Source organism: Mesorhizobium sp. EU05-FHT14A09 (assembly GCF_058790995.1).
The window spans coordinates 77,734-90,703 of record NZ_JBYTDF010000010.1 but is presented as its reverse complement, the minus strand read 5'-3'; the positions used below and the strand labels follow the sequence as shown (position 1 = coordinate 90,703).

12 protein-coding genes are annotated in these 12,970 nt (G+C 62.5%); 6 read left to right on the top strand and 6 right to left on the bottom strand.

The genetic code is table 11. The features are described 5' to 3' along the window. Window positions 1-58: 58 nt before the first annotated feature. Together AC3WTO_RS25815 and AC3WTO_RS25810 are read left to right on the top strand one after the other, a co-directional pair. The gene (locus AC3WTO_RS25815; protein ID WP_024926069.1) at window positions 59-301 is read left to right on the top strand and encodes an SMc00767 family acetate metabolism repressor; all 243 of its coding nucleotides are present in this window, start codon (window positions 59-61) and stop codon (window positions 299-301) included. Between the two features lie 275 nt (window positions 302-576). After that, complete coding sequence (locus tag AC3WTO_RS25810; protein WP_492463802.1) at window positions 577-1,011, top strand: response regulator; 435 nt, start codon at window positions 577-579, stop codon at window positions 1,009-1,011. 98 nt (window positions 1,012-1,109) lie between these two features. Here the strand turns inward: AC3WTO_RS25810 and AC3WTO_RS25805 are convergent, their stop codons facing one another. Continuing rightward, window positions 1,110-1,817 carry an HAD family hydrolase gene (locus tag AC3WTO_RS25805; RefSeq protein ID WP_492463801.1) on the bottom strand — a complete coding sequence of 236 codons (708 nt, stop codon included), beginning with the start codon at window positions 1,815-1,817 and terminating at the stop codon, window positions 1,110-1,112. Between the two features lie 219 nt (window positions 1,818-2,036). On the opposite strand from AC3WTO_RS25805, the gene AC3WTO_RS25800 reads away from it, so the two are divergent. Together AC3WTO_RS25800 and AC3WTO_RS25795 are read left to right on the top strand one after the other, a co-directional pair. Beyond that, entirely contained in the window at window positions 2,037-3,470 is a 1,434-nt protein-coding gene (locus tag AC3WTO_RS25800) for a glutamine synthetase family protein (protein ID WP_492463800.1), read from the top strand. A 149-nt stretch (window positions 3,471-3,619) separates the two neighbouring features. After that, window positions 3,620-4,906 (top strand): NAD(P)/FAD-dependent oxidoreductase, encoded by a 1,287-nt coding sequence (locus AC3WTO_RS25795; RefSeq protein WP_492463799.1) that lies wholly within the window; start codon window positions 3,620-3,622, stop codon window positions 4,904-4,906. Here the strand turns inward: AC3WTO_RS25795 and AC3WTO_RS25790 are convergent. From AC3WTO_RS25790 to AC3WTO_RS25780, 3 genes are all read right to left on the bottom strand, one after another. Further along, window positions 4,875-6,353 (bottom strand): sensor histidine kinase, encoded by a 1,479-nt coding sequence (locus AC3WTO_RS25790; protein WP_492463798.1) that lies wholly within the window; start codon window positions 6,351-6,353, stop codon window positions 4,875-4,877. The genes AC3WTO_RS25795 and AC3WTO_RS25790 overlap by 32 nt on opposite strands. After that, entirely contained in the window at window positions 6,350-7,024 is a 675-nt protein-coding gene (locus AC3WTO_RS25785) for a response regulator transcription factor (protein ID WP_492463797.1), read from the bottom strand. Before AC3WTO_RS25785 ends, AC3WTO_RS25790 begins: the two co-directional genes overlap by 4 nt. Window positions 7,025-7,104: 80 nt before the next feature. Beyond that, the gene (locus tag AC3WTO_RS25780; RefSeq protein WP_492463796.1) at window positions 7,105-7,488 is read right to left on the bottom strand and encodes a hypothetical protein; all 384 of its coding nucleotides are present in this window, start codon (window positions 7,486-7,488) and stop codon (window positions 7,105-7,107) included. Between the two features lie 485 nt (window positions 7,489-7,973). Between AC3WTO_RS25780 and AC3WTO_RS25775 the strand changes: the two genes are divergently transcribed. Further along, complete coding sequence (locus AC3WTO_RS25775) at window positions 7,974-8,798, top strand: SH3 domain-containing protein (protein ID WP_492463795.1); 825 nt, start codon at window positions 7,974-7,976, stop codon at window positions 8,796-8,798. Window positions 8,799-8,846: 48 nt separating this feature from the next. On the opposite strand, the gene AC3WTO_RS25770 is transcribed toward AC3WTO_RS25775, so the two are convergent. Together AC3WTO_RS25770 and AC3WTO_RS25765 are read right to left on the bottom strand one after the other, a co-directional pair. Further along, window positions 8,847-9,593 (bottom strand): SDR family oxidoreductase, encoded by a 747-nt coding sequence (locus AC3WTO_RS25770; RefSeq protein ID WP_492463794.1) that lies wholly within the window; start codon window positions 9,591-9,593, stop codon window positions 8,847-8,849. A gap of 171 nt (window positions 9,594-9,764) precedes the next feature. After that, window positions 9,765-11,240, bottom strand: coding sequence for an aldehyde dehydrogenase family protein (locus AC3WTO_RS25765; protein WP_492463793.1), 1,476 nt, complete (start codon window positions 11,238-11,240; stop codon window positions 9,765-9,767). A 257-nt stretch (window positions 11,241-11,497) separates the two neighbouring features. Between AC3WTO_RS25765 and zwf the strand changes: the two genes are divergently transcribed. After that, window positions 11,498-12,970, top strand: coding sequence for a glucose-6-phosphate dehydrogenase (gene zwf, locus AC3WTO_RS25760; RefSeq protein WP_492463792.1), 1,473 nt, complete (start codon window positions 11,498-11,500; stop codon window positions 12,968-12,970).

Below are 12,970 nucleotides of genomic sequence, written 5' to 3'. Positions count from 1 at the left end.
CGGGGCGGCAACAGAGGAACCGCCCCAGAAGGCGAAGGAACATTCGAGGAGAAGAACGATGGCACCGCGTACCCGTGTCAAGGAAAGAGCCGAGGAACAGGCCACCACCATGAGCGCCGACCAGCAGGCGGTGATCCGCATCGTCGCCAACGACCTGCACCGCCTCAACCAGTCGGTCATGAAGGCCGTCGAAGCCGGCGTCTCGGTCGAGCTGGTTCGCTCGGCCCGTCACCATGGCGGCGACGGCAATTGGGGTGATCTTTTGATCCCAGTTATCGTCACGCAACAAAGTCACGGCTGAAGAAAGTCACCACTTACCAAAACAAAGAAAAAACCCGCCCGATGGTCAACCATCGGGCGGGTTTTTTCTTGTTGCGTTCTTTGTTCGACGGGCCTGCGACTTTATTTGCGGAAGCGCCATTTAATTTATTGTGATTGATGAATATCAGGGCTAGGACGTCGGCACGCTTGACACAGGCGGCTGCCTCGACCAATGGTCCAACAAGAAGTACAACCCAGCATTGAATCAGCGGGGGCAGCGCGGCCCCATCACCCTCGAGGCTTGGCGAGGACGACATGACGATTGTTGACGAATCCGCCGAAGAGAGCGGCGGACCTACGCTGGATTTCAGCAAGGTACTCGTCGTAAGCCGTTCGCAGATCAACCGCATCGTGGTGACCAGGATCATCGAACAGAGCGGGCTGAAAGCCATTGCGGAATCGCCGGAAACCGCCCCGTCGGCCTTGACCGATATCGTGCCAGGCACCGTGGTGCTCGATGGGGGGCCGGAAAACAGCGACTGCGATGCCGTGCTCTCGGGCATTGCAGCAATCCGCGGCATGGCCCGCAGATCGGTGCCCTGCGTGATCTTCCTGTCCAATCGCAGCGGCACCGCCGAAAGCCTCGCCTTGCCGCGCGCGGTGGATTTCGTGGTGGCCAAGCCGATCACACCCGACCGGCTGCACCAGATCATCGACAAGCTGAAAAGCGGCTCGAAGCAGCCGCGCTAGACCAATTCCCAGAAAGTGCGCAGCCGCTTTCCGCTCGGAATTGCATAAGAACACAAAGAGTTACAGCGCTTCAGTGTTTCCGTGAAAACGGAAACGCTCTAGTCGTCGTTCCCGATCTCGGTCAGCAGTCCGGGCAATTCGCCAAGATGACCGATCTCGCGGAACCGCGGCTCGCTTTTCGGCGCCTCGACATGTTCGATCACCCAGGTCAGCTCATGCGGTACAAAGACGCCCCAGCTGCCGGCTTCGATTGCCGGAACGACATCCGACTTCAGCGAGTTGCCAACCATCATGGCATGCTCGGCGCCGTCGCCATGGCGGGCAAAGATGCGCTCATAGGTCGGCCGCGACTTGTCGGAGACGATCTCCACAGCCTGGAAGAAATCGCCGAGGCCTGACTGGGCAAGCTTGCGCTCCTGATCAAACAGATCACCCTTGGTGATCAGCACAAGGCGGTAGCGCCCGGCCAGCGCTTCCAGCGCATCATGCACGTGCGGCAGCGTTTCGATCGGGTGGCTCAGCATCTCGCGGCCGGCCGCCAGGATCTTGCCGATGACGTGGCTGGGCACCTTGCCGTCCGTGACGTCGATTGCCGTCTCGATCATCGACAGGGTGAAGCCCTTGATGCCGAATCCATAAGTGCCGAGGTTGCGCCTTTCGGCCTCGAGCAGCCGCTCCAGAAGATGCTCTTTTTCGGCGTGATCGGAGAGCAATTCGGCGAAATGACGCTCGGTCAGCCGGAAGAACTGCTCGTTCTGCCAGAGTGTGTCGTCGGCATCGAATCCGATGGTGGTAAGACTGGTCATGAGGTTGATTTAAAGCATGTCGCGCCATGTGTGCAGTGGTTTTGCGCACGAGGGATGCGCCCGATCAGAGCCGGGCGTGCAAAGCGGCGGACCGGGCCAAAAACGGCCCGAAACCAGCCATTTGAAACGCTTATGCCAGCAAAACCGGCATCAGCCCCCCTTTTCTTCCCTTCGGGGCCACGGCTATACTCGGCAATCTGCAACCACATCTGGTGATTGATGCCGTCTGCCAAGAAGGAAGTCCGTCCGTCGAGCCGGGGGACGCGAACCCGTGCGCCTGCCTTTCTGAAAAATCTCAGAGGAGTGAAGAGCTTCAAGGAGGCGAGCGTCTGGCTTGAATCGCGCGGCATCGAGGACATCGAATGCATCACGCCCGACCAGGCCGGCGTCGCCCGCGGCAAGATGATGCCGTCTTCCAAGTTCACCTCCAACACCTCGCTGGCGCTGCCCTCAGCCCCTTTCATGATGACGATTTCCGGGCAATATCCGGAGAACGGCAATGGTTTCGAATATCCGGAAGACGATGGCGACCTGAAGCTGGTGCCCGATCTTTCGACGCTGACGGTGGTGCCATGGGAAGAGGACCCGACCGCCGCCGTCATTTGCGATCTCGTCCACCAGGACGGCCGCGCCGTCGAATTCACGCCGCGCAACGTGCTGAAGCGCGTGGTCGCCGCTTATGACCGGCATGGCTTGCGGCCCGTCGTCGCGCCGGAGATCGAATTCTATCTGGTCCGCAAGAATCCGGATCCGGACTATCCGCTGACCCCGCCGGTCGGCCGCTCAGGCCGGCCGATCGCCGGCGGCTCAGGCTATTCGATCGCCGGCGTCAACGAATATGATGAACTGATCGACGACATCTATCATTTCTCGGAAGCACAGGGTCTCGAGATCGACACGCTGATCCATGAAGAAGGCGCTGGCCAACTCGAGATCAACCTGCGCCATGGCGACCCGATCGAACTGGCCGACCAGGTCTTCCTGTTCAAGCGGACCCTGCGCGAAGCAGCGCTGAAGCACGATGTCTACGCCACCTTCATGGCCAAGCCGATCCAGGGCCAGCCGGGTTCGGCAATGCACATCCACCAGTCGATCGTCGACAAGAAGACCGGCAAGAACATCTTCTCGGCGGAAGACGGTACCGAGACGGAAGCCTTCTTCCACTTCATCGGCGGCATGCAGAAACATGTGCCGAATGCGCTGGTGATGTTCGCTCCTTATGTGAACTCCTACCGCCGCCTGACCCAGGCGGCGTCGGCCCCGGTCAACAACAAATGGGGTTACGACAACCGCACCACCGCCTTCCGCGTGCCGCGCTCGGACCCCAATGCGCGCCGCGTGGAAAACCGCATCCCGTCGTCGGACGCCAACCCCTATCTGGCGCTCGCGGCATCGCTGGCCTGCGGTCTGATCGGCATCAACAACAAGCTGCAGGCGGAACCGCCAGTGCTGACCACCGCCAATGAGGACGAGATCGATCTTCCGCGTGGCCTGCTCGAAGCCGTTGACCTGTTCGAGGGCGACGAAGAACTGGCCGGCATGCTCGGCCGTACCTTCGCCGCGACCTACGCAGCGATCAAGCGCGCGGAATTCGAGACCTTCATGGAAGTGATCAGTCCGTGGGAGCGGGAGTATCTGCTGCTGAATGTGTGAGGTGACAGGCAGTCGGGAGTAGGCAGTCGGCAGTCGGGAACAGCAAGCGTGGCTAGCCCCACGAAATTGTTCAACCGACCTCCAATGTGCCAAGCCAATCCCGACTGCCGACTGCCTACTCCCGACTGCCTCACTTCCCGAAAGCCATCATGCCCTACCAATCCCCCATCTCCCCCGGCCGCTCCTGGTATGAGGACACCGCTGGACCACGTCCTGAATATCCCTCGCTGGACGGCGACCGGCAGGCCGATGTCGTCATCGTCGGTGGCGGCTTCACCGGGCTTTCCGCAGCCGTGCACCTGGCCAAGGCCGGCACCAATGTCGTGCTGCTCGAGAGCCATCGTTTCGGCGACGGCGCCTCAGGCCGCAATGGCGGCCAGCTGGGCACCGGCCAGCGCGCCTGGGCGGAGGAGATGGAGAGCGAATACGGCTTCACCCGCGCCAAGGCACTGTTCGACCTTGCCGAGGAAGCCAAGACGCATCTGATCGAATTCTCCGCGACCAACGGCATCGAGATCGACTACATGCCCGGCCAGTTGTCGGTGGCACACAAGCCGCGCTACGTCGACGACTACAAGGCGCATGCCGAGATCATGGCAACGCGTTTCGACTATCCGCACATCGCATTCATGAATGCCAGGGAGACCGCCGAACGGCTGGGCTCAAACCAGTATTACGGCGGCAGCCGCGACAGCGGTACCGGTCATATCCATCCGTTGAAACTGGTGATCGGCACGGCGCGCGTCGCCGCGGCTGCCGGCGCTCACATGTTCGAGAACACGCCGGCGACCGCCATCACCGCGCAAGGCGGCAAGGTAAAGGTGGCGACGGCACGCGGCACGATCACCGCCGACAAGTGCCTGATCGCCGCCAACGCCTATGGCGGCAATCTGGAACCGGTGAGCGCGGCGCATATCATGCCGATCGGTTCCTTCATCGGCGCCACTGTTCCGCTTGGCGACGAACTGAAGGTGTTGCCCGGCGGCGAGTCGGTCGATGATTCCCGCTTCGTGGTGCGTTATTTCCGCAAATCGAAGGACAACCGGCTGCTGTTCGGCGGACGCGAGATCTATGCGGTCAACGACCCGAAGGACATCCACATCCACATCCGCAAGCAGATCACCGAGATTTATCCGGCGCTGAAGGATGTCGAGATCACGCATGGCTGGGGCGGCTATGTCGGTATCACCGTGCCGCGCAAGCCTTTCGCCCGCGAGGTGATGCCGAACGTCATCTCGGTCGGAGGTTATTCCGGCCACGGCGTCATGCTGTCGAACTTCTTCGGCAAGCTGTACGCCGAGACGGTGTCGGGCAATCGCGACCGCCTCAAGCTGATCGAGGATTTGAAGATACCGCCTTTCCCGGGCGGCCGCCGCTTCCGAGCGCCGCTGCTGTTCCTGGCCCTCAACTGGTTCGCGCTGCGCGACCGGATTTGATTGCAGCCTTGACAGGCTCTGCCAGCGGCAGTTGCAGTCGGATGTGCGTGCCTTTCCAGGCGCCATCGAGGATTTCGATGGCGCCGCCATGCAGACGCGCGATCTCGCGGGCGAGGTTCAGGCCGAGGCCGGCGCCGGTCGAGCGCGGGCGCAGGCGGTAGAACGGGTCGAAGACACGCTCACGCTCCTGGGGTGGGATGCCCGGCCCTTCGTCGTGGATCTCCAATCCGCCCCTGTCGTCGACGAAAACGGTGATGTTGCCCGAACCGCCGCCATGCTCGATGGCGTTGCGCAAGAGATTGGCGACGGCCCGTTCGATCTGCTGCTGCCGAATTTTGACCGGCACCTTGCCTTCTGGCGGCTCGAAAGACAGTTCATAACCAGCCTCCAGCGTCAGCGGCGCAAAATCGGCAGCCAGATTCCTCGCCAGATCGACGAGGTCTACCGTCTCGCGCTGACCTGACGACTGGTCGATGACCTGGCTGTCGAGCAATTGCTGCGCCAGATGCGACAGGCGCTCGATATCCTTGAGCAGCTTGCGGCTCTCCGGATCTTCGCGCAGCAATTCTGCGCGGGTGCGCATGATGGCGATGGGTGTGCGCAGTTCATGCGCCGCATCCGTAAGAAAACGGTTACGCTTCTCATACCCTTCGCCAAGCCGGGCAAGCGCGCGGTTGAACGCCTGTACCAGTGGCGCCACCTCCTGCGGCACGCGCTCGGTCGGCAGTTGCACGGCACGATTGTCGATGTCGATGGCGCTGGCTTCCTCGGCAGTGGCGACAAGCCCCGCCAGCGAGCGGCGCACCACCGCCGGTGTCGTCACCAGCGTGGTGAAGCCCATGACGATGATGATCGGCAGCAGCATGACGATGGTGAGGATCACCAGGATCGGCCCGACCCGCAGCCAGTTGGTGGTTCCGTCCGGATGGCGGGCCAGTTCGATCTGCAGGTCGATGTTGACCTCGACGCCATCGTTCTCGGAGCGCGATGACAAGGTGGAGGCGAGCACGCCGACGCGCCCGGCCGGCGTATCCAGATTGGCATAGGTGGCGGCCGGGCGCAGATCGTTCTGCGCGAAGGTCAGCGCGGCACGGTCAACGCTCTTGAGCAAGCCGTTGCCACCGCCGGCATAGACCGCAGGCACATTGCCCTGGCGCAATTCCTGGCCGTTCTGATCGCGCACGAGGAACCAGAGATATGGAAAACTCTGGCGAAACTTCCTGAGATCTTCGGTCTCCGTGACCACCAGCTTTCCATCGGCGTCGCGGTTCAGTGCCTCACCGACAATGACCGCAGCCTCTTCATTGTCGACCAGGAGGCGCGGCTGGGCGATGAAAAGCACCAGGGTGAGCAGGCCGAGGAAGACGAGCAGCATGGCAGCCTGCAGCAGGATCAGCCTGCGCACCAGCACCCATTGCAGTGAACGTGGACGCTGCTTCTTGCTCATGTCACGGCGCGCAGGAGATAGCCGAGATTGCGGATCGCCCGGATCTCGACGCCGGCATCGACTTCGTCGAGCTTGCGCCGCAGCCGCGAGAGATGGGAATCCAGGGCGTTGGAGCCGATCTCGTCATCCATGGCATAGACCGATTCCTCCAGCGTCGAGCGCAGCACCGCCCGGCCAGGCCGGCGGACCAGCGCCTCCAGCGCCAGTTGCTCGCGACGCAGCAATTCGAGCGGCTTGTTGTTCACCATCGCTTCGCGATGATGGAAATCATAGGTCAGGCGCCCCACCACGGTAAGCTCGGAGCGCAGGGTCGCTGGCCGGCGCTGCAAGGCGCGCAGGCGCGCCATCAGCTCCTCAACGGCGAAGGGCTTGGCCAGATAGTCGTCGGCGCCGCCGTCAAGACCGGCGACCCGGTCGTCCAGCCCACCGAGCGCCGTCAGCATCAGGATCGGCGCATCGACGCGGCTCGCCCGCAGCTTCGGGATCAGGTCGAGCCCCTCACCGTCTGGCAAGCGCCGGTCGAGGACCAGCGCATCATAGGGACCGAAGGCGGCCGCGGCTTCGGCGTCGGCGATGGTCGCGACATGATCGACGATGACATGCCGGCGCTCCAGCGCCGTCTTCAGCACGGAAGCCATCTCCGGCTCGTCTTCGAGCAGCAGGATACGCATTGTCCCTTTCACCCCTTCTCAGGGTTCGCACCGCCAGTGGCCGAAGCCATCGGGCGGCGCTTCTCCGACAATTCGGAAACTCACTCACATTCCAGCTTCGGCTTGCGGAAACTGGTCACATACCAGCCCTTGCCCCAGCGGCGCGCGTAAAATGTATAGAAACATTCCTGTTCCTCGACATAACCCGGCGTCACTGTCTCTTCGTAACGTGTGCCGCGTCTCGTATCCTTGATCTCGCCGCTCGTGGAACCGGCCACGACATTGGTCGAAACCTTTCGCCATTGATAGGCGCGCTCGTCACGCCCCAGTTCGAGCACCGTGGATGGCGGACCGTAGTCGATGATGGCTTCCTCAATCGGCCGGCCGACATAATTCTTCATGATGTCGGAAGCGCAGCCGACCAGAAAGGTAGTCGCGACGAGCGCAGCCGCGGTGCATGCAGCACGGATGGTGTTCAAAGGCATGATGAATCCCGTTTGGCGTCCCTGTCCGGCTGCTACCCCGGCTAGATTACATGGACATTGCAGGAAGTTCCGGACGATCGGTGGCCGCCGCCAGCGCGATTTCCGCCCTCAGACCGATTCGCGAGGAGCATTCCAGATAGTAAGCATTTACTTACTCATATTGCGCGGAAGACGTCTGAACGGGCGTTCTCGACAAAATATGCATATAAGTTTGAGGGGAATGGTTGTCGTTTAAGCTTGAAAGGCGCATAGATGCCACAATCGTCTGCCAGATGATCCAGGCTGGGTATTGCGAAATCGGAGCAACGCCTGGAGGGATTTCGGGACCGACGCTGATCACGGCGCTGCCCTTGATCGAAGAACGTCGGCCGTGTTCAGGGGTAACCAGAACCTCAGATGCTCAAATTGGTTCAGTTCTGTTTCGCTGACCGCGGGACTGTCGACACTACAGGCCATCAAGCCCCAAACAGCCAGCGGAGGCTGTTTTGAAACGGCCGCTCGGTTTCGGGGCGTCCAAACGGCATCGCATTTCGATGCAGTTCGGCTACAACACAAAGCCGTCCTTCTGGCAGAAAGTCGGAGCGCATTCCCATCTGGTGATCGCGGCAGTCGGCACCATGGCGCTGCTCAGCGTCGCCGGTACCGCACTTTGGCTGGCGCTGCCTTCGGGTGAACGGCAGGCTTTCGCCAAACATCCGGTTGCTTCCGAGGCCGCGGCCTCCGAGCAGAGCGCTGAAGCCCAGGTTGTGGAACAGAAGCTCGCCAATCCGGCACCGGCTGCCACCACGGCCAAGGGTGCACAAGTCAAGCCGACGGCCGTGCAGACGGCAGCGGCAAGCGCCACGCTTTCCAACACATCCAAGCCGCAGACAGCTGCCGCGATCCAAGAAGCCGCCAAATCCGTCGTCGTCGCCAAACCCGGCCAGGACGACGCGGACGACGAAGACGACGAGACCACCGAACAGGCCTTTGCCGAGCCGGAAAAAAGCTCACCCGCCGAAGCTGTGCTGGCCAAGGCAGCGCCGTTGCCGCAGGCAAAGCCTGAGAAGACAAAGTCGGAAGCGACCGCCGGCATTCCTGCGGCGGAAGAACCGCAACAGGACGCGGAACCCGCCGCGGCAAGCGGCAACGGCACGATCCTGCGCTCGGTGACGATGCGTTCAGGCCCGAAGAAAGGCGCTGGCGTCATCGCCACGGTACCGGCCAAGGCCAGCGTCGACGTGATCTCGTGCGGCAAGCACAGATGGTGCGAGATCGTCTACCAGAACAAGCGTGGCTGGATCTATCAGGGTTTCCTGAACCGCGGCTAAGCGCTCCTTCCCTTCTCCCCTTGGGAGAGAAGGAGAATCGCAGCGAACTCAAATACACCGCCCTCCATCCACTTCCAGCGCCACGCCGGTGATGAACTCGGCTTCATCCGAAGCCAGCCACAATGCGGCATTGGCGATGTCGAGCGGCGTCGACAGGCGTCCAAGCGGAATGGAAGCACGGAATTTCGCGCGCAGTTCGGGCGTATCCTCGCCCATGAACTGGGCAAGCATCCCGGTTTCGCCCGCAACTGGGCAGAGACAGTTGACGCGGATGTTCTTGGGCGCCAGTTCCACCGCCATCGATTTGGTGGCGGTGATCGCCCACCCTTTGGAGGCATTGTACCAAGTCAACCCTGGACGCGGGCGAAGCCCGGCGGTCGAGGCGGTGGTCAGGATGACGCCGCCACCCTGCCGCTCCATGATCGGCACCACCGCGACGGTGGCGTGATAGATCGCCTTCATGTTGACGGCGGTGATCAGGTCGAAAGTGGCCTCGTCTACCGCCAGCATGTCACCGTTGCGATGGGTGTAGCCGGCATTGTTCACCATGATGTCGACGCGGCCGAAGGTGTTCTTGGCGGCATAGACCATCTCGTCGACTTCCGAGCGGCTGGAGACGTCGCTGGCGACGGCGATCGCCGCGGAACCGATCTCGGCGGCGACGCGCTCGGCGCCCTTGCCGTTCAGGTCGGCCACCACCACCTTGGCCCCTTCCTCGGCAAAGCGCCTGGCCATGCCTTCGCCAAAGCCGGAAGCAGCGCCGGTGATGATCGCAACCTTATCCTTCAAACGCATCTTTTGTCCTTGTGCAGAAATTCCCGTCAGCGGGAGCTGGCTGCCCCCCGCAGCGCCAGGCGCTAAACGCTTTAGAGCGGAATGCGATTACGTTGAACGGCATCCCGCTCTATCTCTTTGTTGGAGCATGATCTTTTCCGAAAACCGGTCCCCACTTTTTGGGATCATGCTCTAGCCGTGATTGAACACGACCGTCTTTGTCGCCGACATGTCGTACAGCGCCTCGAACCCCTTCTCGCGGCCGTGGCCGGAACGCTTGAAGCCGCCGAAAGGCAGTTCGATGCCGCCGCCGGCACCGTAACCGTTGACGAAGACCTGGCCCGAGCGCACGCGCTTGGCCAGCCGGTGCTGGCGCGCGCCATCCCTGGTCCAGATGCCGGCGACGAGTCCGAACTCGGTACCGTTGGCCAGCTTCACCGCCTCTTCCTCGCCGTCGAAGGCGAACAAGGTCAGCACCGGGCCGAACACCTCTTCCTGCGCGATGGTGGAAGCAGGGTCGACCGAACCGAACAGAACCGGCGCGAAATAGTAGCCGCTGGCCGGTGCATCCTTGGCGACAGAACCACGCGCCAGCACCGGAATGCCGGCCTTCTCGGCGTCAGCGACCATGCCGGCAACACGCGCCTGCTGGCGCGGGTTGATCAGTGCGCCGAGATCGAGATCGGCATCGTGCGGGCCGGCAACCAGCTTCGAGAAGCGTTCGGCAAGCGCCTTGGCGACCTCCTCATAGACCGGCCGCTCGACCAGCACGCGGCTGCCGGCCGAACAGGTCTGCCCGCCGTTCTGGATGATGGCGTTGACCAGCACCGGCACGGCCTTTTCCAGGTCGGCATCGGCAAAAACCAGTTGCGGCGACTTGCCGCCGAGCTCCATTGTGACGCCACGGTTGTGCACCGCCGCTGCCTGCTGGATCGCGGTGCCGGTGACGGGCGAGCCGGTGAAGGTGACGTAGTCGACATCGGCGTGGCCGGACAGAAGCGCGCCCGCTTCGCGGCCATAGCCGGTGATGACGTTGAAAACGCCCGCCGGGATTCCCGCTTCCAGCGCCAGTTCCGCCATGCGGATGGTAGTGAGCGAGGCATCTTCGGCCGGCTTCACCACCAGCGTGTTGCCCATGGCGAGAGCCGCACCGGCGACGCGCGCCAGGATCTGCAAGGGATAGTTCCACGGAATGATGCCGGCGACGACACCATGCGGCTCGCGCAATGTCAGCGCGGTGTAGCCGTCCAGGAAGGGAATGGTGTCGCCATGGATCTTGTCGGCAGCGCCGCCGTAGAATTCATAATAGCGCATGGTGGCGGCGACATCGGCCTTGCCCTGCCGCGCCGGCTTGCCGGTGTCGCGCGATTCCAGTGCCGCGAGTTCCGCACCATGCTTTTCGACGAGCTGGAACAGCCTGGTCAGGCAACGGCCACGCTCGACCGCCGGCATCTTTGCCCAGGGACCGTCCTCGAAGGCGCTGCGCGCGCTGGCAACCGCCAGGTCGACATCGGCCTGCCCGGAAGCCGGGATCGAGGCGAACAGCTGGCCGTCCGAGGGAGCGGCGACGTCGATGCGCAGGCCGGAAACGGCATCGACCGCCTTGCCGCCGATGATCTGGCGAAAGCTGCGGCCTTCCGCAACCGAGCTCGAAAGATGTCCGTCCATTGCAAAGTCTCCCGTGGCCTTCCGGCAAATGCGCCCTATCTCGGCAGGGCGTGATAGTGACGGCACTATTGCGCAATGAACAGTACCCGTGCTGGACCAGTCTCCGACACGATGCTGTGACACCATAACGCTAGTCAAATTAAATCGATTAGATTATATGGACATCCGTCGCATGGCGGCAGTGTTGTTAGCGCATCATGACCAACGGCCCGACCCAGCCGGGTGACGGGCGAAGGTAGCGCGAGATCGGACGAAGCATGACCAGCCAGATCATTCCCGTCGACCCGTTCGACTTCATCATTTTCGGCGGCACCGGCGATTTGTCGGAACGCAAGCTGCTGCCGGCGCTGTATTATCGCCAGCGCGACCACCAGTTCTCCGAGCCGACCCGGATCATCGGCACATCGCGAACCAAGATGAACGACGACGAGTTCCGGGCCTTTGCCAAGAAGGCGATCGAAAGCCATGTCGCGGCGGCCGATGTCGACGCCAAGGAGCTGGATATCTTCCTGGCACGCCTCTCCTATGTCCCGGCCGATGCCACCAGCGGTACCGGCTTCGACGAGCTGAAGCAGGCGATCGGCGATTCCAAGGCAATCCGCGCCTTCTACATGGCGGTCTCGCCGTCGCTGTTCGGCCTGATCTCGGACCAGCTCAAGCAGCACAAGCTGATCACGCCAACTTCGCGCATCGTGGTGGAAAAGCCGATCGGGCGCGACCTCGCCTCGGCCAAGGCGCTGAACGACCTGGTCGGCGACGATTTCGACGAAAGCCAGATCTTCCGCATCGACCACTATCTCGGCAAGGAGACGGTGCAGAACCTGATGGCGCTGCGCTTCGCCAACGCGCTCTACGAGCCGTTGTGGAACTCGGCCCATATCGACCACGTGCAGATCACGGTTGCCGAAACCGTCGGCCTGGAAGACCGCGTCACCTATTACGACAAGGCAGGCGCGCTGCGCGACATGGTGCAGAATCACATGCTGCAGCTGCTTTGCCTTGTCGCCATGGAAGTGCCGTCCTCGATGGACGCGGACGCCGTGCGCGACGAGAAGCTGAAAGTGCTGCGCGCACTGAAGCGCATCAACGGCACCGAAGCGCCGAAACAGACGGTGCGCGGCCAGTACCGCGCCGGCGCATCCGCCGGCGGGCCGGTGAAGGGCTATGTCGAGGAACTCGGCGCCGAGAGCAACACCGAGACCTTCGTCGCCATCAAAGCCGAGATCGCCAACTGGCGCTGGGCCGGCGTGCCGTTCTACCTGCGCACCGGCAAGCGGCTCGCCTCGCGCGTTTCCGAGATCGTCATCGAATTCAAGCCGATCCCGCATTCGATCTTCAATGGCGACAGCGCCGGGCCGATCTTCGCCAACCAGTTGGTCATCCGCCTGCAGCCGAACGAAGGCGTCAAGCAGTACATCATGATCAAGGATCCAGGCCCGGGCGGCATGCGCCTGCGCCAGATCTCGCTCGACATGAGCTTCGCGCAGCAGTTCCAGGGCCGCGCGCCGGATGCCTATGAACGGCTGATCATGGATGTGATCCGCGGCAACCAGACGCTGTTCATGCGCCGCGACGAGGTCGAGGCGGCCTGGAAGTGGATCGACCCGATCCAGAACGCCTGGGAAAACTCCCGCCAGGACGCGCAGGGCTACACGGCCGGAACCTGGGGCCCATCCGCCTCGATTGCACTGATCGAGCGCGATGGCCGCACCTGGCACGAGAGCAATTGA